The organism is Petroclostridium sp. X23 (genome assembly GCF_030013905.1).
GTDB lineage: Bacteria > Bacillota > Clostridia > SK-Y3 > SK-Y3 > X23.
Window position 1 is genome coordinate 2,022,680 of the sequence record NZ_CP124862.1, and the last position, 21,352, is coordinate 2,044,031.

General features: G+C 35.2%; 12 protein-coding genes. 2 read left to right on the forward strand and 10 right to left on the reverse strand.

Translation table 11 applies throughout. The features are described from left to right. Positions 1–43: 43 nt before the first annotated feature. Positions 44–2,542: a LuxR C-terminal-related transcriptional regulator gene (locus QKW49_RS09735; RefSeq protein WP_282867354.1), complete on the forward strand. Its 2,499-nt coding sequence runs from the start codon at positions 44–46 to the stop codon at positions 2,540–2,542. A gap of 270 nt (positions 2,543–2,812) precedes the next feature. Here the strand turns inward: QKW49_RS09735 and QKW49_RS09740 are convergent, their stop codons facing one another. The 4 genes from QKW49_RS09740 to QKW49_RS09755 all read right to left on the reverse strand — a co-directional run bounded on the left by QKW49_RS09740 (position 2,813) and on the right by QKW49_RS09755 (position 9,646). Beyond that, positions 2,813–4,396: a HAMP domain-containing sensor histidine kinase gene (locus QKW49_RS09740; RefSeq protein ID WP_282867355.1), complete on the reverse strand. Its 1,584-nt coding sequence runs from the start codon at positions 4,394–4,396 to the stop codon at positions 2,813–2,815. After that, positions 4,393–5,064 carry a response regulator transcription factor gene (locus QKW49_RS09745; protein WP_282867356.1) on the reverse strand — a complete coding sequence of 224 codons (672 nt, stop codon included), beginning with the start codon at positions 5,062–5,064 and terminating at the stop codon, positions 4,393–4,395. Before QKW49_RS09745 ends, QKW49_RS09740 begins: the two co-directional genes overlap by 4 nt. Beyond that, complete coding sequence (locus QKW49_RS09750) at positions 5,039–7,777, reverse strand: transporter substrate-binding domain-containing protein (RefSeq protein WP_282867357.1); 2,739 nt, start codon at positions 7,775–7,777, stop codon at positions 5,039–5,041. The genes QKW49_RS09745 and QKW49_RS09750 overlap by 26 nt, the downstream gene beginning before the upstream one ends. Positions 7,778–7,945: 168 nt before the next feature. Beyond that, positions 7,946–9,646: an S-layer homology domain-containing protein gene (locus tag QKW49_RS09755; protein ID WP_282867358.1), complete on the reverse strand. Its 1,701-nt coding sequence runs from the start codon at positions 9,644–9,646 to the stop codon at positions 7,946–7,948. A 414-nt stretch (positions 9,647–10,060) separates the two neighbouring features. On the opposite strand from QKW49_RS09755, the gene QKW49_RS09760 reads away from it, so the two are divergent. Continuing rightward, positions 10,061–11,350 carry an IS110 family transposase gene (locus QKW49_RS09760; RefSeq protein WP_282866218.1) on the forward strand — a complete coding sequence of 430 codons (1,290 nt, stop codon included), beginning with the start codon at positions 10,061–10,063 and terminating at the stop codon, positions 11,348–11,350. A gap of 250 nt (positions 11,351–11,600) precedes the next feature. On the opposite strand, the gene QKW49_RS09765 is transcribed toward QKW49_RS09760, so the two are convergent. The 6 genes from QKW49_RS09765 to ltrA all read right to left on the reverse strand — a co-directional run bounded on the left by QKW49_RS09765 (position 11,601) and on the right by ltrA (position 20,850). Then, a complete protein-coding gene (locus tag QKW49_RS09765) occupies positions 11,601–11,804 on the reverse strand; it encodes a hypothetical protein (protein WP_282867359.1) in 204 nt (67 codons plus the stop codon). A 50-nt stretch (positions 11,805–11,854) separates the two neighbouring features. Beyond that, a complete protein-coding gene (locus tag QKW49_RS09770; RefSeq protein ID WP_282867360.1) occupies positions 11,855–12,910 on the reverse strand; it encodes a cell envelope integrity protein TolA in 1,056 nt (351 codons plus the stop codon). Between the two features lie 136 nt (positions 12,911–13,046). Next, positions 13,047–14,411 carry a hypothetical protein gene (locus tag QKW49_RS09775; protein WP_282867361.1) on the reverse strand — a complete coding sequence of 455 codons (1,365 nt, stop codon included), beginning with the start codon at positions 14,409–14,411 and terminating at the stop codon, positions 13,047–13,049. A 934-nt stretch (positions 14,412–15,345) separates the two neighbouring features. Continuing rightward, complete coding sequence (locus QKW49_RS09780) at positions 15,346–17,808, reverse strand: hypothetical protein (protein WP_282867362.1); 2,463 nt, start codon at positions 17,806–17,808, stop codon at positions 15,346–15,348. Between the two features lie 15 nt (positions 17,809–17,823). Continuing rightward, positions 17,824–19,278, reverse strand: a complete 1,455-nt coding sequence (locus QKW49_RS09785) for a hypothetical protein (protein ID WP_282867363.1) — start codon at positions 19,276–19,278, stop codon at positions 17,824–17,826. Positions 19,279–19,542: 264 nt separating this feature from the next. Then, entirely contained in the window at positions 19,543–20,850 is a 1,308-nt protein-coding gene (ltrA, locus tag QKW49_RS09790) for a group II intron reverse transcriptase/maturase (RefSeq protein WP_282863095.1), read from the reverse strand. Between the last annotated feature and the right edge of the window lie 502 nt (positions 20,851–21,352).

The window sequence follows — 21,352 nt, forward strand, 5'->3', positions numbered from 1 at the left end:
TTGTTAATTGTAAAGTTAACTATCCATAAATGGAGGGAATCATTTGAAAAATACGAAATTATTAGCCAGAGCCCGGATTAATACCATTCTGTCTGCTGTATACGAATATCCTCTTACGATACTGGAAGCTCCGATGGGGTACGGAAAAACCACCGCAGTAAAAAAGTTCATTGAATCAGAAAATTTAAAACCGTTTTGGTTTACATTCCCTGACTTTAAAAATTCCGAGGTAGTCTTTTGGAATAAATTCACCGATGAAATCATTAAAATCGAAGCACAGGCAGGACTTGCTTTAAAGTCACTTGGCCTTCCTGATGATGCTCCACAGATGGAGAAGGTTTTATTGACACTTGCTGATATATCATTCGGAGAAAAATTCCTCATGGTGCTGGACGATTATCATCTTTCCTCTGATATACGACTAAACAAACTAATTCTACGACTTGCACAAGAAGAGCTCGACCATCTGCACATCCTACTGATTACGAGAGACACGACTGATATTGATTTTGTTGAGCTGCTTTCAAGAGGTTTATGCTGTATCATATCCAGGCACCATTTGAAGTTCACCGATTTTGAAATTGAAGATTACTGCCGGATGATGCATGAAGGTATAAGCGATGCGGACTTAAGAAGAATATGTGAATATACCGATGGATGGATTTCATTTATATATATTATTTTACTGGGCCTTGAAAGCGGTATCCCTGTAGGTATGAGTATAACCATGGAGGAATTGGTTGAGAAGGCACTGTTTTCCTCTTATGACAAACAAACACAGGATTTTCTTTTAAAGCTCTCGATCATGGAGATCTTTACGGCAAATCAGGCTGAATTTGTAACCAGAAATGAAAATGCAAAGTTGATATTAAAAAAACTAAACAGAGAAAATGCATTTGTTTTTTTTGATGAGAAAAGCAGCACGTACAAAATTCACAGTGTTCTGCTTGATTATCTAAGGTTGAGACAGAATTTTTCCATTGAAGAATCCTGCGAACTGTATGGCCGCCTTGGAGATTGGTATCTTAAAAAGCAAGAATTTCAAACAGCTTATGGGTATTTGAACCGGGCCGGCCAAACCGAACGCATTTTATCGCACTTGAATATCCCGGAAAATATTCGAGATGTATTGATCAAATTTGAAGGTGCGGATGAAATGTTTGACAGTACACCCCGTGATATACTATTCAAATATCCTTTGGCTTATCTACTGTATATTTTCCATTCCATTATACAGGGTAAGCAAAACACTATTTTGGGATGGACGGAACGGCTGGATGAGCTGCAGCAATACTACGAAAAGCAGGATGACATCGATGAACCCTACCGGAACCGTATCCTGGGTGAAATATTGATCGTCCGCAAATTCACCGACTTTAATCACCTACCCAAAATGATTGCATCCGATAAAGAAATCATCAAGCTCCTGAACGGACAAAATTCTTATATAGCGCTTCGAAAGTATGTATTTACCCTTGGTTCACCCCAATATCTCTACATCTATTTCAGAAACGCCGGCAGCTTTAAGGATCTGTCGGATATGCTCGCTGAATATGTCGGATTTACCGAATTTTCAAACGGATGTGGAACAGGTTGCGATTCTCTATCTCTCGCCGAATATGCTCTTGAGACAGGGGATTTTGACACTGTGGAAACAAACAGCCTTTTGGCAATCCAAAAAGCGGAAACTATGTCACAAATAAGTATCATTGTCTGTGCCAAATTCTGCCTAATACGACTGCGCATCGTACAAGGCAGGCTTGCTGAAGCTATAGAATTGCTGAGCCAATTGCAACTGGATATGGATAAAATTAACAGACCTCTCTACAATACAGCAGTTGACCTGTGCAAAGGCTATATTTTCGCAAGTATTTGCCACCCTAAACGAATTCCATCATGGCTGCAAATCGGCGATATGACGGTCGCCAACTTCTATTATCAGGGAATCGCTTACAGTTACCTTGTCTATGGAAAAGCAGTAATGGCATCAAAAAAATACGCAAAACTTGAGGTTTTGACTAGACAGTTTAAAAAGTATTTTTCTCTATACAACAATCGGCTCGGCTTCATTCACAATCAAATATTTGAAGCGGTAGCCAAGTGCAATTTATATGGTATAGACACCGGTACTGCCGTTTTAGAAGCTGCATTGAATGAAGCCTGGGCCGACAGATTGATCATGCCTTTTGTCGAAAGTGCGCCACACATCATTGTAATGCTGCAGTCAATTGTCCAAAGTAACACCAACAACAAGTATGTAAACCATATCTTAACACTCTGCCGAAAGTACGAACAAACGGTCCAAGGACTATCGTCCCTGCCGGTTCACCTGTCGCAGCGTGAAATCAACATTCTGTCTCTAGCGGCCGAAGGACTGAGCAGAAAGGAAATAGCGGCACAATTGTGCATTTCTGATGAAACAGCAAAAACACATCTCAAAAATGTCTATCAGAAGCTTGGAGTAAGCAGTAAAATCCTTGCAGTAAAAGTTGCACGGGACCGTGGATATTTAGAGATGGCTGATATGTATCCATTTATATAGACCTCTCTCTTAACACGTTCAAGTCTTCCGTCTAAAAAGCAATAGACCTATATCATAAGTATAAGTCTGCAGCTTTTCATCCTTTCATCAATCTATATTCTTGAAATTCTTTTCAAGATTTCGGCATAGCCAAGATAGCACTAAATCCTCTGTGTTCAAAATATAGGAAAACCGAGGATACAGCATTGTGGATACGGAAATGATGAACAGTTACAATCTTATCTTATTAATAACTTCGAACTAGGTAACCTTGAGAAAAATAGAAAGCATTTATATTTTAACAGTAACTGTTGTTCCCACACCGGGAGTTGAATGAATCGTCAATTCACCTTTTACCTGATCTATAATATTTTTAACAATAGAAAGTCCAAGGCCGAGGCCTGATACACTTCTGGATTTATCTGCCCTATAAAAAGGCATGGTAATCTTTTGAAGTTCCTCTTTTGTCATACCTATCCCCGTATCTTCAACACTCAGCAACAGAAAATGTTTCTCTTTCTTATAGGTTAGTGTAATGGTTCCATAATCATCTGTATACTTATAAGCATTATCTAAAAGGTTAAAAATAAGCCGTTCCAACCATACCGAATCGATAGGCAGCAAGGTATCCTTTGTATCACAATGCACGAAAAGCTCGACTTTTTTATCTTTCCTACGAAATATATTTTGTGTTTTTTCGATACAATCCAATATGCTTGTGTTATATTTTTTAGATACATAACTAGTATTTGATAAAAATGCATTAATAGAACTCAGCATATTTTCCAAAGTCTTAATAGCATCGGAAGAAGAGTTTAGTAAAGCATTTCTTTTTGCTTCTGTTTCAAAACGGTTACTGTGAAGCATCTCATTATTTAGCTTTAACACAGACAGTGGGATCTTAAAATCATGATTAATTCCTCTTAACAACTCAACACCGATCTTTTCATTTTTCTGTACAAACCTTTTGTAGCTCATCAATACAATGAACACAATAAAAGGAATTAAGTGAATTTCTTTGTAGAACATTCTAAAAAAATCAAATTCATAGTCATATATGTGAACTGAAAACAATAGCCCTAAAGAAAATAATGTTGCAACTGTTTTATAGCTATAGGAATGAAATAACCGATAGAATAGGAGCAATAATAGTAGAAGTAAATACTCCGTACTGCCTATAATAAATACACCAAGAAAGCTCATAACCATGAATGCAGTTATGTTGTGTTTTTTTCTCAAGATACTTCCACTTACAAAATACATGAGTGTACTTAATATAATTAAACCGGCTTCAAAATCTACAAATATGATGAAAAATGATATGCAGAAAGCAACAAACCATTTATTTTGATAATTCACAGCCAATCCTATGATCGCAGCAATACATATCAATAAAATAATTGCAAATGAAACCGTATGTTTAAAAATGATGAGGCGATTGATCTGAATATCATTACCTGCAAAGAATGTCGCATAATGATTTTTAGTACTTGGTACAATATCTATATCTGTAACTGCTTCACCGTTTATGTAATCACCAGACCCTATGGTATATTTTATATAATTTTCATTCATGTACTTATCGTAGTTTTTCATATGATTTTGGACAACAATATATTTATTAATGTACATATTAAATGGAGATTTTAAATCAAACTTAACAAACGAAATTGGCTTGTTACGGTCAGAACGAACAATAATTTTACTCGAATAAAAGTGTAACATCGTTGCTCTCTCATCATCCAGCTCATCTCCATTCAGGTAACTCCCTACATCTGTATGCCCCACTATATAAAAGTTAAAATCATCTAAGGTTTTATGAATTCCTAGCTGCAATAAAACAAGCACAATCAGAAAAATAATATTCTTTTTCATTTTATTACCACCAATTGATATCCCTCACCATATATATTTTCTATAAATATTTTTTCACAGCCGATACTTTCCAAGTTCTTTCGAATCCTGGAAATAGCGGTATGCACTCTAACACTCATGGTCTTATTTGCACCTTCATATTCAAGTATTTCTGTTTTAGATAATACCTGTCCGTCTTTATATTTTTCATAAAGCAATTTAAATATAGTGGCTTGGCCAGGTGTGCATAAAATACGATTATGCTGGCAAGATAACTCGTTATTCTTCGTATTAAAAACAATATCGCCTATATGGATGACGGTATCGTCTTTATTAATATACCGACTCTTTAATGCCTTTAATTTGTATCTTATTTCAAAGAGTGTAATGGGCTTTATCATATAATCATCCGCACCCTTTTTATAGGCTGTCAATCTTGTTTTTTCTTCCTCTAAAGCAGAAATTATAATCACAATAGGTTCATAGTCTTTTTTAAAATAAGGTATAAGATCATAGCCGCTAATATCCGGAAGCATAATATCAAGAAGAATAACTTCGGGTTTATGTTCATAAACCAAGCGCTTTGCACTCTTTCCGTCCAAAGCCGTATAAACTACGAACTCCTTTTCTAATGCGGCTTTTGTTGTTATACTAAGATTTTTATCATCCTCTACGATCAATACTTTCATCTTCACACCCCCCCAAAATATCCACGTAATAGTCTATATCATAATTTTTTATGGCGTGGTACTGATTCACTGTTTTTATTTCTGATACTAAAATTTTTTTGTTGTATTTCCTGCTGAAAGAGACGATAAAATCAATGATTTCTTTATTTCGCTCTAAATCTGAAAATAATCCGGCATCTATTTCCACAAGTGGAATCTCGTAATCTTTAATTACTGTGTTATCCATAAGATTTTGAGTAAAATTAGAGAGCACAAAATCCAGTTGACTGTTATTAATATGGTCAACTGTTTCAAATATCTTTTCGTAAGAGTCGATGTCTATTTTAATAAACAATTGAATATTCTCTAATGATTCCGATTTTTCTTTTAACCATTCAAAGAAATTACTACTTTGAATGGTTTCTTTGTTGACTTCAATAAATATTTTGGTATTGATATAGGAAACATCACGGATCATATCAAGTAGTTTTTTGAATATAATTTTATCGATAATGGTTTCTAACCCCAGTTTTTTTACACTTCTTTTTAAATTGACAAAGGTTATCTCCTCCCATTCGTCCAGTTTACAGCTGTAAGAAACATCGTATCCATACAGCTGCCCGTTATGATCAACTATTTTATGCAGTTTGAGAGAAACTTCTTCATTCATAATGGCTGATGACAACCGGGTATCGTAATCTATTTTATCCTGATATTTACTATATACCTCATATGTATAAGCGACCGCATCTCCAGCATACCGGGCATACCGCAACCCTATATCTAATTCCTTTAATAATTTTCCCAAGCTATAGACTTCATCTTCGGGCTTTAACGCAACAACATCCATTTCATAACTATAATTGATATCGAAAATTGTAAACCTCCTATTAAAAAGGTCTTTTAATTTATGCATATACGCTGTTCCATCTTGATCTGTCATTTTTTTCTTGATAATAAGGAACTGATTGCTTCGCAGTTTAACAACATATTCATGGTTTCCTATATTGTCATTTAAGGTTGTTATCATTACTTTAAGTGCTTTTTTATAAGCGTTTCCTCCATATCTTTCTAATATCATCTTTAAATTTCTAGGTTGAACTAAGAAATATACATAATCCGAATAATTTAATTTCAATTTGTCTTTCAGCCACCATTCGTTATGCAGCATGGTCTCTTCATCAAAATAAAGCTGTTTGTTCCTGATCTCTATTCTCTTAATAATCTCGCGAATCATGATTCCAATGACTGCAAGCATAATTATCTGAAATGAAAGAATTCTGTAAAACGGTTTCTCGTCTTGGATCAATTTGGACAATTCCTCATCCATAAGAATATCTACATTGATGGTCGGCAAGCATTTATTAATAATATCTATTAATGGTACTTCATTATTTTTGCTGTATATATAATGAAAATTCCGTTTAACCGGTCCATTATTCGCTAGATTAGAACCGGTTTTCTTTTTCTCAAACAACTTTTTTGGTAAAATGGCGTAATCTATCTTTTTTTTGACTAAATTATTATATAATTCATCATAAGTTTTATAGATCTTGATGCTTAAATAAGGCATCATTCTTTTCATATCATTGATAAGCACCGTATTATTTACCATTCCTATTGTATAGGGCTCCAACTCATAAATCTCATTGATCACATTCCATTTTCCATTGGATACAGCGATCAATTCATTAAAAAAAATGGGTGCAGTAGAATCAAAAGGTAAGTTTTCAGGACTGATAATAATATCTATATCTTCGCGTTTTATAAGATTCTCATAACTATCATAGCTACAGATAAAACCTAAATCTGTAAGAAATTCTATTTTTCTGAAAAATGCAGGGATGATCCCTTGAGGGTAATAGGGCTCTCCATAAGCATAGTAACTATAATCCTTCGGTATCCCTATCGTTAGTACTTCTTTTTCTTTTATATACTTTTTTTCATCATCCGTTAACTTGACAAGTCTCGTTTCAATGTCAAGATTGACCAAACTCCTAACCTCTTGGCCCCAACCCGTATGAATCAAATAATCCACTTCTTTTTTCATGATGCTGTAAAGGACCGGGTAATTTTTACTGACCCCTATATGATTATTATTCTTTGAAAGACTGTCGATTTTAAAAAAATAATAGAACCGTAAATCTTCACTATAACTATCCGATGATATAAAACCATCTATTTCACCATAGAATAAGGCTTTTTTTAGTTCATCAAGATTATCATAATATTTTTCACCAAACCGGATTTCAGGATACTTCATTTTGAATTCATCCATTAAGCAAACATTTTTTTCAATGCCAATGATCTTGCCTTTTAGACTTTCATAACTCACTATTTTATTATCATAACGGGAATATACACCAATCGGCATCCCCTCAAAAGAACTTGTGAAATTCGTATACTTGAGTCTGTCCTCTGTAATATTCATATTGGCCAAAAGGGAAAGTTTCCCACTCCGGAGCAATGTGATATTATCATCCCAGTTTCCTTCAAAAGGCGATATATTCAATCCTGTATCATCAGAAATTTGGGCGCAAAGCTTATGAATCATCAGCTTTTCTGATGGCGTAACATAATATCCCATAAAAAAATAGTTTTTTCTGTTATTCTGAATAAATTTCTTTTCTTCTTGGTTCAGTTCAAGTTTATGGGGTTTTCCAGCAAAAAACAGAGCAACGCACGCTGATATAAGCATTGTAGAAGCAATTGATATGATGATGTATTTTTTCATAGCTCCCCCATCCTTATTATAGCATCTTGATTGTTTTTCTATCAATAAGAGGGCGGATCATCCGCCCTCTAAAATTATACAATATTTTCTTTGAAAGTGCCAGTACTGCCTCATTCTGCAACACGGACTATTTCCATCTGCAATCTTGCAAATATAGTCCATATCAAATTAATACGGAAGCGGTTTAATGGTATAATTGCTGTATGACACGTCGCATTTCCAACTTCTTATTCCAAATCCGCCATCTTTACTAAAGGTTTTATCTGTCATATCGATATATTGATGTCCATTCACTGAAACCCAGATATCCGTACCGTTTTTGGTAACTTGCAATGTAACTGTATCACCTTTTTCAACATCAAATCCTAATGGAACTTCCTTCAGGTTCGTCCACTTCCACTCAGATTTACCAAATGTGACAGTATCTTCTTCAGGTGATATTCCAACATAATAACCTCTATAATTATCATTACCATCTGAAGCATTTACTAAATTAAATACAATTCCTGCATTACCTATTTCATTATTAAATGTCATATCCACTTGATAGATCCCACCATAGCCATTATATCCAACTTGTGCGTCTTTTGATCCTGCTCTTCCCATAGGACCCGTGTAAGCATCATCGTCATAATAATAAGGATACATTCTAAGATACCCAACGCCATCTTTTACAAAGGATTGATGATTTGCATTACTAAAAAAGTACATAAAATCTTCATCTATATCCAAATCACCGGGGAAATTTACAGCATTATTCACTTGAATGGCAAATTTATCGGCTTCCTCTTCTTCTTGATTGTAGATCTCAGAAATTTGATAGTTTAGATCGGTCATCATTTCCAGTTCCCCTAGGTAGGTTCCATATCGATCATAGACATATCGTTTACTTTCTTTCGAAACATATCCTAAAGATTCAACAGCTACATAACCATAATACTGACCGGAACTAACGACTTCATATTCTTGTACATTCAATGCACCGCCATGAGAAGTTCTATATTGGTAGCAAGTTTCATCGTTAAAATCATAAGACCACATCCGGTTCATGCTGTCAAGGAAATAAATTTTTGATAAATCCTTATTGATAGTCTTAATATCCTTTATTCCACCAAAGTTCATGGAGCCCCCTCCTTTTTGAGGATTGGCTCCAGTCAAACTCACGACAACTTCACTTTGTCCATTATTATTATATGTAACTAATAATCCTTCTGATGTGATTTGAGTTGTATATCCTTTGGAGTAATCATTAGGCTCACTGGATACGTTCTTCTTGTATTTTTCATAGACCCTATTCACAATGATTACAGCCTGCTCTACAGGTGTTGTTTGAAGCGGATTAAAGTGGAACCCGTCCCCTTTCATAAAACCATTTTCAAATGCAAAATCAACTCCGTCTACTGCCCATGAAGCCACTTGGTTCTTATCGGATACGGTAAGCTTGCCATCTGCCGCAATATAATCTACACTCATACTATCAATCGCCCGTTTGATCATAATCGCCATCTCTTGTCTCGTGACCGCAGCATTCGGTGCAAAGATTCCGTTGCCTTTTCCATTAATAATGCCTAATCGATAGGCCCTTAGTATATTATCATCACTAGTGTCCTTAAAAGTTGAACCGCTTGCCGGTTGTGGAGAAGTTCCTTTTGTTTGATAATATAAATTCATTACAAGTTCTGCAAATTCACCTCTCGTAATATCCCGTTGATAATCATCATATTCTTGCATTGTGATTCCATTGCTCATCGCATATCCCAGCTCCTGCTCAGCCCAATCGCTGGAATTGGCAAATGTCCATCCACCTGCATGGACAACAGTAGATGTTAAAAACACCATTGTTAGAAATACGATTAAAATTTTTCTCATAATGTACCCTCCTAGTACAATATAGTTGTAATCAATCAGCAACACTTTAGTTGCTGGAATTACCAAATCTTAATACTTAACATAACTTTGAACATATCGTATCTAAACCTTAAGCAAATCAATAGGCTTCTCACCTTAGCCTACTGCCAGTATTTGGCTGGCCTGTACCTTGACAATCATGTATAATGCTTTTCGGACTCGGAGGGTTGATGGAATTCCTCCTGGGACGGCTCCTCATGGAGACGACTACCCGTAATTAAGACTGTCTATCCATTCCGGTAAGTTTACATGATTTGGCTGGTTGAGGCCGGCTTTTTAGCTGGTTCCTCGTGTCACATGCTAGGTTGCATACTTACAGGAGTAGGAATGGATGCTCCATTGTCCACAATACAAAAAAATGAAGGAGGCTTTTTTATGAACCAGGTTCCTGTTACCGGGATCGATGTGGGTAAGCGGTTCTCAGAGATGGCAATTCTCTCACCTTCAAATCAGGTGTATGCCCGCATCCGGATTAACCATGATGCCTATTCCAACTTTGACAGAGCCTTTGAGCTCCTTAGAAAAGCAGAAAAGGAGTTTGAAGCAAAGCCTGTCGTCATCATGGAATCCACCGGCCATTACCACAAAATCCTTTTCCAAACCCTCACGAAGAATGGATATGAGGTTTGCGTCATAAACCCCATCCAATCTGATTCTATCAAAAATATTCGGGTTAGGAAAGTAAAAAATGATAAAGTGGATGCTAAGAGGATTGCCTTACTGTACCGTTTCGGACAGCTTAAAACCACCAATATTCCTCACGAAGACATAGATTGCCTAAGAAGCCTTTGCCGCCACTACTACAAGCTTTCTGACCAGCTTACTGCCTATAAGAACAGGCTCTTGGGTATTGTTGACCAGCTTTTCTTAAGCTTTACCGAAGTCTTCAAGGATGTTTCCTCCTGCACTGCACTAGCGATTCTTGAAAAATATCCTACACCTGAGGATATCCTCAAAGCCGATAGACAGAAATTGATTTCTCTTATACAAAAGACCGCCAGGAAAAACATTAAATGGGCTACAGGTAAATACGAATCACTTTGTTCCAAGGCCAGCAACTTCAAGCCTTTGAGCATTAATTCCATTGCCAATGCTGCAATGCTTAAAGCCAATATTGTCATGATTAAAACCTTGATGCAATCTCTGGATGCAGCCGTTGAAGCTATCCACGAGCTTTTGGACAAGGATGCTTCAAAGGATATGCCGGTTCTATCTTTGACGATCGAACTACTGTGCTCCATCCCCGGTATCGGACTACTGACTGCAGCTACTATTATAGCTGAAATCGGAGATTTTAGTGCTTTCTCCAAGCCGGACAAGCTGGTTGCTTACTTCGGTGTAGACCCCTCTGTTACTCAATCAGGTCAATTTGAAGGTACTGAAAACAAGATGTCCAAACGGGGTCCTAGATTGCTTAGACGAGTAGTTTTCACGACCGCTCTGGCTAATGTACGTAAGAAACGTAATGGCCAGGAACACAATCCGGTATTGTATGAATACTACCGAAAAAAATGCCTAAGTAAGCCTAAAAAAGTAGCACTAGGTGCAGTAATGCATAAGCTGGTTTCAATCATCTTTGCTGTTCTCAGAGATAGAAAACCATTTGTTTTAAGAATGCCTGAAGAACATGCAAAAATGCTTATAGCAAAGAATTCAGCGGCTTAATACATACATGCTCAATGTTTAGTTTTCAATGTCCAGAGACCGGCTATTTTATGTTTACCAAAAGTAGGTGGTTTTGTTGTCATGCCTATATTCAAGGCACTTGCTTTAAAATATTTTTAAAGAAAATTTCTTAAAACCTATTGACAACAATTAGCTGGTCTTAAATTAATAAAAAAATTATAGCATAAACTCTTCTATTCTCATGGAATCTTACGAAAAAGTAAGAGTTTTCTTTAGACATCTTATATTGTTAATAATAGTTAATCTTTTCAGAAACAATGATGATATTGGTTTTCCAAATGTCTTTATGTTTCACTTCATCGGTCTGAGATAGCATACCTGGTAGACATCTGAATAAATTCATTTCCAATATTATAAGCAATATCGTAAGTCTGGTTTTTCTTATCATCTTTAATGATGAAACTGCCTTCACTGAAAAACTCATCTCCTTCACTGCCATCTCCTTACTGATTCATCAACATGCATTCATTAATAACTTTTACACTATTTCCGTACAACCGAAACATTGATTGCACCCAGTTCTCCGGCTCTTTCATAAGACTCGACCAATTCAATAAAAATATTATCTTTAGGCGTTTTCAAATTATACCGTGCTTGATAGATAGCCATGTCAAAATCCACACCAAAGAAGCTGCATTTTGCATCCTCTTTAATTGCTGAATAATCTTCATTTGGAGTGATGTGAATTTTATGAATGCTGACATCATTGGGATTGTCATACCCCTTTGTTAAAATAAAACTATATCCTAAAGGTTCGTTTTCCACTTGATAATATTTCGAGTCATCAAAATCATCAATTTGTTCTGTAAATTTATTAAATATGCTGCTTGATTCAAATTCTTTTTCAGACAATCCGATGAATTGTAAAACCAAATCACTTTTGTCTTGATATGCTGTCGCTGCTTTATACTTTTCCTCAAGGCTGGCCGCCAATTCCTGCTTGTCCGGCGTTTTATCAGACAGGTAATGGTCTTTTTCAACGGTAAATGCAAAAATATGTTCTTTAAGCCCTTTATCATAAAAAGCTACAGTAATCATGTCCTCGTTGCTTTTACTTCTTGGTATGGTTAACTCCGTATCTTTTAGCGCATCAAATTCCTGCAATAACGTATAATTCCCTTCGGTACCCAAACGGATATACCCTATTCTAACATTTGTTACTTCACCAAATATTGCTAATGTTTCAAGTACATCTTCTCTATTATTCGGGTTATCGTATTTGTATTCTGCCGTGACTTTGGATAGTCTTTCCATCCCTTCTCCATGATAATTCTTTATAGCCGTATTTACAGGACCTACGGCTTTTTCTTCCTTAGATTCTTGGTCACTTTTCTCTCCTTCTTGCTTCTTTTGCTCTGCCTCCATCTCAGCTTTCATCTGTGCCTTCAGCTCTTCTTTCAATTTCGCTTCGGCTTCCATTTCGGCCTTAACTTCTGCCCGTATTTCTTCTTCCGACTTTTGACTTGAAGTTTTTGATGAACATGCAACAAAAGTCAGAAGAATAGATAATACTAATAACCAACAAAAGTTTTTCTCCATGATAATCCCCCTCGTCTTTAAATAATTTTAACGTATTATCAAATTCCCTTGGACATATTGTTATGGTGATTTGTATACCTCAATTTATCATAATGAGTTCTCACACAGTCTGCCGTCCAATGTCACATTTTATTTTCTAATAATCTTCATCCGGAAATGAATAAGCATCCACAGTAAGTATCTTATAAGACTTAAGATCCCTCATATCATCAAGGGAAAATTCTATGCCCTCCATGCCTGATCGAGACTGGTAACTGCCCGTTACTACAACAGAGGAAAAGTCAGTCGGCAATTCGACATTTACAAAAACGCATTGATTCTCTATTTTATCCCCTATAAAAATCTCTTTAGACTCTTCCGAATTATCAAGTGCATTTTTTGTATATGTTAAATTAACATTATAAAGTGTTCCAAAAACTGAAAAATTAAGCCTTCCCTCTTTACCGGTTTCTGTAACCTCAACAACTTTCGGCATAAGTTTATCTAAATTTTTACTTTCCTGCATAGGCACGATCACAAGCGAATACTTTGAATAATCTATAGTAGAAGGACTATCTTCTGAATATAAAGTTTCATTCTCAAATCCTTCAAGATGAACATCAGGTATAGAATTTGCCGATTCTTTGTTTATCTCTTTATTTACTGTTTCTTTATCAGAATCACTAAGGTTTAGCTCTTTATAAGTAAGTGTTTTTTCATCATAAGTATATTTTGTTCTTTTAACCGAAGTAGTAACTTGATCAGATTCATTACTGCCTTCTTCTGAATGTATTTCAAATATGAATTCCTTATAACCATTTATTTTTTCAGTAATTTTCCCCTTGCTGTTGCCATATCCCTTTGGTCCTGCAAAATAACTTTCCAGTTGCAAACTTCCTCCGGTATTTTTTATGATTTTTCCATCATACACGAATATGCATTGGTATATATCACCCATTCCACTACCCCCAGATTTTTGACGCAGCATAATAAATCCATCTTCGTAAAAGAACCCGTTATCATATTTGGCAAGATCTACATCACTTGGGACAATTTCATATTTACCGCTATCAGCCGAAATAAATATTGCTTTACCAAGCCCACCATCAAAATATGTATTGAAATACACTACATCATTATTTCCATCCCCTGTAAAATCAAAGTATTCACACAGCCATTTATCAAAATTTTCTCTATTGAATGTATATCCCATCTCTATTCTGTATTCAGGAATATACTGCTGTATATCCAATTTCTGCTTTAAAAATTCGAATATAGCATCTTTATCATCTATTGATACTGACTTTTTAATTGCTTTTTCAGACGCTCCATTGTTTAATTCCTTTTTTAATTCTTCTCTCATTTCTTCCTTGAACTTTTCCTTCATTGCTTCTTCAGCCTCTAATTCAGCTTTTACTTTCGCTCTTAATTCTTCCTCTGTTTTTGCTGTTTCCTTAGCGCCACAACCAACAAGGCCTAACACTATAGATAAGATCATAAAATAGCTAACTAATCTTTTCATATGCCCCTCCTAGATTTCATATGTGTGCTATTATAGCATAATTTTTTCTAGCAATTTTAAAACCTTACCAATAAGTAAGATTTTAATTCCATGTCACAAGGACAGGTGAGACTACCGAAAGATATTTTATGAATATTGTAAAATGTTGAATATATTTCTATAAAACTGCATCAAAAAACCCCTTTGTATGATATAAGATAACTTTTTAAGCAGTCTAGGAAAGTTCCTTCGATATGAGCATCTTTTTTATTGCTTTACGATTCAACCCAAGAACTGGAGAAAAATCAGTATTACTAGTTCATTCGGATCATATTTTATACATAGTTATATTTAGTATAATTATTGATTAATTGTAAATTTTTATTCATGGTAATATTGCTAAAAAAATAAAGGCTCTGAAGGACTTACATCCTTCAAAGCCTAAACTTGATATTCTGAGGTTATATAATCATTAACACACAAAGATTTTTGTGATGAATATATTTTATAAACATAAAACCACATATGTCAATCAGTTTCCAACTCTATTTTTTATTTTGTCTCTTTTAGTTTCCAACTTTATTCTTTAGTTTCCAACTCTATTCTTTGAATCCACACACATGGATTCAAAGAATAGAGTTGGAAACTACTACATCCTTCAAATCATTTTAGCATCATACTAGTAATTTCGTTTTCAAATAATAGAGTTAGAAACTAAAATTTAAATTAGTTTACTAATTGCATATTTTTTCAAGAATAAAGTTGGAAACTATTTTTCAACTTTTCGGTAGAAGTAACTTTTTAACTCTGTCACATTATTCTTTTAATCAATTTATTATTATCTGATATTTTATATTTCTATTTATTGCGAAATATATTTCAGCTTACTTGGAACTCATATTTTTATTTTTTTCTATTACTGTGTTTGGTTATTTTCAAACAGTTATATGCTAGGTTAATTGTACATAGCTGACACAGAATTAAAGAGATTGGACAATCCAAAACTTTTATATAATGCATCTTTAAGCTTTATATATTTCCCGTCTCTAGTAAACAACTCTAAAGATGTATTACTTTCATTTACTCCACGAATATCACAATATGGTATGTACATAATATGTGAAGATGGTTTTGCCTTATAATAAAATCCTTTTTTTACAAATAACAAACCACTACTACTTCTAGTAATGACAAAAAATACATTAGGATTAAAATATCCTATAACATCGTCTTTATCCTCGACTACACCTGGTATTACCATATCGTTTAACAGTTTATTCTGCTCTTTAGCAGTCAAATCACTAAAAATTTTGCCACGTATTTCAGTGTTTTTTATATAACCAATTACCTTTTCTCTAATATCCTCGTAAATCGCGTCATCCACAATTTCAACTTTATAAGTTATATTAGCAGCTTGACTCAACTGGCTTTGTGCATTTTCTAACAAATTTGCAATTTTATCGTATTCTCTTTCTTTTGCATCCTCAATTGCTTTGATATATGCTTCATATTCATCTTTATAAAGTTTTACTCTCAATTCTTCTTCGTTAAATTTTTTATTTCGCTTCTGGTCAAAAGTACTCTTAATTAAAGAACCCCCGGTTAGTCCTGCAGTCAATATCGTTCCAAATCCTGGTATTAAATTAAACCACCACACTGTCCAAAACATTGTAAATATAGAAGAATACGCTGCTACAGAAATACCTATTCCACCTAACGCCACAGCAAATACCTCTAGCACTTTTTTATAAGCATCAAAAGATATTCTTTTTTCTATCGACTGCTTTTCTGATAGTGCATAGCTTATAATAGAATCTTCTTTGTATTTGTCGAACCCACAAATCTGATTAAAATATTTTTCAGATGTTGTTGGAATAGTATCATTATTTCGTGTGTACTGGATCACCTTGCAAATATCTACAATCATTTGAACTTCCGTAGATTCTTCCGATGGATACATAAGACTTTCTTTCCACTCAGATAATACTGTTTTAAACTCTCTATCATCACGAACAGCATTCTTAATTTCTTCCCATTTTGAAGTTACACCATATTCATTAGCTTTTTTATATATTTCATAATCTTCGCATTTTGATGCTGACACAACATAATAAAGCAACTTCATATACCGCTCTTTTACTTCATCTGACATTTCTTTAACTGGTACTGCTGTATCAGATTCTGGTAAATCGCCAATTTTAATTAAATCACAAAACAAATCTTGCAGTTCTTTATTATCAATCTTCTTATCATTTAAAATAATCTTTTCTGTTGAATTGACTTCAAACGTTAAAGTTCCACGACTAAAATCAATTCCTATTTTTTCTTCAGATAAATCCTTATACTTTATTTGTTTCACTTCATCTTTTTCAAATATATAAACTGCATACGTTGTAAATAGCAGATTTCCGTTATCAGTCTTTAAAATATCTGCGACTGTCTTTGGTAAAATCGTGGGGATCAGTTTTACTAATTGTTTTTCTTTATCTGTATCAGTTTTTATCAATGATTTCCCTAATTTTTCGGTTTTCGTATATTTTTTGATACATTCTATTATATATTCATATCCAATTACTTTACTTTCTATTTTTTCAGTAGATTGTCCTCTTTCGTCATTTATTTCTTCTTTTTTTTCCTCTAAATCAAACCACTCCGCTTGAAGCATTCCATCTATTTCTTGATATTTTTGCACTAATACTTCTCCAGAATAATTTTCTACTTCTTTCTTAATTGATTTCAATATTAGATCCTTATCGTCTTCACTCACAGCTAGTTTCGCAAGAGCATTCTTCATACTTTCTGTATAGCGAAAATCACCCCATATATAATATGACTGCTCTGATGCACATCGATAAAATACCTTCGGTGAGTTCACATTCTTTAGCATATCTTCTAAGGGGCGCTCTTCAGAACCTGATACCTTGCATGCTTTTCTAATATGAAGATTATAATTTTGAAACTTATCTTTTTGTTCATTAGAAAAATCACCTTCATTACTTAGTGTTAAAAACCATAGCAATACCTGTTGATCATCTTCACATAACGTATATGGACTTTCAATTGTTGACAATTTAATTACACAATTTCTATGCAATGCCACTACCGAATCTGATACAACTTGAACACTTTCAACAATACTATCTAATTCCTCATCATGGGTAATCTCTTGAGACATATAGAGAGTCAAAAAAAGTGTCTGCAAATTAGCTAAATTTCTAACATTCTTAATACTAACCTTTCTATCCTTGATACCTAGTGTAATTGTATTAAGAAATTTCCTATACCATGGTCTGTTCTTTATATCATTAAAATCTGTCTCAGTGCTTGAAAACATTTCTTTTGCTATATTCTTTACTTCTTCTATTGATAAATTATTCGTATCTACCGATTCTACTAAAATCATATCCTTTTCACTCATAAGTATCAACCCCCACTAGAATCTCAAATTTTTTAATTTTTTATTAACTGTTTTTAGTTGACTCTGCCTTAATTTACTTTTATCCTGAAGTTTCTGAACCTTTTCAGCTGTTTCTACTAACGTCATTTCTGCTCTTGCTGTTGCCGCTGTTGCCGCCAGAACTTCTTGTGAGATGGCTTCAAAATAGTAAACAATCATAATACACCCAACACCAATTACAATTCCTGAAATTGCTTGAGATATTTCTTCAGAATAAGGAATCGTTGCAATATATCTTTTTATTGCTTCCCCCAATAAAACAGTTAGACAAATCCCAGCTGATGATAATATTATATTTGTTACTGCATTTATTTTTTCTTCCTGTGTTTCATACTCGTTACTATTCATGATTTTTCCTGCTCTTATAATGGAATATATCGATTCACGAAGAATCCTTACCAGATTTTTCCCAGTTGTAACAAAGCTATTAATAATAAAAGTCAATATATTTGAACAGAAACCGCTACACATACCTGTAAAAAAAATGTTTATTAAACCTTGATATTTTTCAAGCACTGTATCTTTTGTATTTTCTAGCGTAATTTTAATTTCATCGATTACATCATTGAACTTCATGCTTTCTTGCTTATACGCTATCATAAGCCTTTTAATGCTAACAGATGCTTCTTGATTAAAATCTATTAGAATTGAAGCAAGCACCTCTCTTATCCCCATAATAGCACCTGCCCTCATACCTGTAGAAATCAGTTCTGGAGCTTGTTTATTATATGCTGCCTTTCGCTGAGCTTTTTTAATAGCTACTCTAGCTTTTTCATAAGCCTCAATTGCCATATTTACATCAATCCCAAATCTTACTGCGTTTGTTTCTGTTTGTCCTCGATTTATCTTATTCAGCCACTCTCTTAGATCTATATCATTTTTTGATTGATTCACTGATGATTCCAACATAGTAAGATTTTCTTCAATATATGCCAGTTTGACCCTATCTTCTTTGTTCATAAATAGAAAATTCTCAGACATGGATTCTATCTCTCCTACTGGCACAATATGCTCAAGATGTGATCTTCCATCATAACGTCCATGTTCATCTTTAGGTAATTCTTTTCCTGTATATCCACTTACTAATGCTTCTCCGGATTTCAGTCGGCTATTTCTCTCTAGCTTTTGCAGCTTATCATAGTCCGGCCTATCTCTGTCCTTGGAATATGGTGTTTTATATTGTAAATATTTTTTATAGTCTGCATTAGTAGCGGTTATCCCCTCTTTAAAATTATGTATTGTCGTTACTGCGCCACCGACCTGATCTGCAAACGCACCTATTCCAAATGCACTTAAAATATTCCTTGTGACAACTGCATTACAATTATCTAACACTTCACTAAGGGATATAACTTGATCACCATCAGCATATTTTTCGATTTCTTTTTTTATCTCATCTTGTATTTCTTCTATTATAGTATTATCGTTCATCTTAACCTCCATTCCGCCGCTACCACCGGCGGCACAAATAGTAATGAAAAATGGTGCGTGGTCTTCACCATTTTGTTATAATTATATTGGGGAGAAGATAGACTACAAAGCACGTTGGGGTGAGTCGTAGACTGCTCTTCTCAGCTTAAATCAGTATCTTAACCAGTGTAAGAATCATCTTCCGTGAGTAAGCAGAGCCGTTACCGACTTTGCTCCTCTTTGAACCGTACGTGCGCAACTAACGCATACGGCTCCCCAACAACTTTACGCGTTATTTGCAATTAGGCTTACATATATCTTTGGATTAGCTATTGGGAAGGTTTTTAACAATCCATCCCGAAATGCATCCCAAGTATAGCTTTTCCTCTCGCTTCTTCGGTTCAGCCACTTAAACAGTAGATTAACTATCATGAATCGGAATTTCGCAATACTTTCAAAGTTATCTGTAACTCCGTAGTAATGATAGTGCCCCAGCAGCGATTGGTTAAATCTGGTAATTATATCTTTGACAGACCAATCTCGGTGCTCCTTTAACCACAGATTCAGCTTTTTCAGTTTTGCTGTAGTTTTCTTGCGGCACGATATCACCTTGACACGAAAGAATCTTTTCTTAGTGTCCATGCTACAATAGAAAGTAAAACCAAGGAAATCAAACGTTTCTGGTTTTCCCTCGCTCCTTGCTGCCCGGTCTTTTTCCGCAAACCTACCAAATTCCAATATCCGTGTCTTTTCTTCCGCTAATTCAAGTCCGAACTTCGTAAACCGTTTCGGTAGCTCCTTGTAGAACTTTTCTGCATCCTCTTTGTATTGAAAGCAACATACAAAATCATCACAATATCGGATAATATATGCATCCCCTCGGCACTCTTTGCTTATCTTTATGGTAAACCACAAGTCAAGTACATAGTGTAAATAGATGTTTGCAAAGATTGGAGATGCAGCTGAGCCCTGCGGGCTGCCGACTTCATGTTCCAGTAATTCCCCTCCATCTAGCACATCTGCTTTCAGCATCTTCTTGATAAGATCGATAAATTTTCTGTCAGCTATGTCATGTTCCAGAAATTGAATCATCCACTCATGGTCTATGGTGTCAAAGAATGACCGAATATCTGCCTCTACTACATAACCTACATTCTTGCGGATACATTCTATCAGCTTCCGTACTGCCTGATGGCAATTCTTTTCAGGTCGGAATCCATAGGAAAATTCATAGAACTTTGGCTCATATATTACAGATAAAATTTCGGCAACCCGATTTTCCACTAACTTATCCTCGTAGCAAGAAATTCCCAATGGTCTCTTTTTCTTGCTTCCCGGCTTATCTATATAGACCCTTCGTGTGGGTTGCGGTTGGTACGCTTGTCTTTTCATACGCAAAACTAGCTGTTCAATATTTTCCTCCAGGTTCTTAGCATACTCATCCTTGCTCACTTTGTCGATGCCTTTAGCCTTCTTGCCATCCATTCTTCGATGAATTTGTTTTAGACTAGCTTCGTCAATAAAATGTGCTAGATTTTGTACTTTTACGTTCCTTTTTGCAATTTCGCTTATCCTGTGCAGTTCTATTGTCATTCTTGTTCAGCTCCTGTCTGGAATAAAATTTCATTGCACAGTTCAGTTGTTGCTACCCCCTTCCCTCTATCCGCTTTCACGGACTTCTACAGTACTATGAGGTAGTCGGACTCCCTGTTGAGCGTCTGGTTGGCTCATCTTTGTAGGATTTGCTTCTCCATACTGCCAATGGCAGACTCAGCAGGGTCTCATCTGTTCTCCTGAATCCCTCTACATCCTCGCCGAGCTTTTAAACCCCGGAAGAGCCAACATACACTCACCATTTCGTATATGTTGATGCTGCCTGCTGTCTGCTTGACGACATCGGCCTCTTCGTCATTTTATTTATTTCGTGGCTAAATCGCTTCAACTTTCGCTTTCGGCTCGGTCTGTTTCCTGTCCTACGCTTAATACTGACGTTACCGTTTTGCATCCAAGGACTAGGTACAGGCTGCTGGTTAGACTTTACCTGGTGGATATTTCCACTGTGATTCAGAAGCTTACAATTGCTTCCTTGTTATAT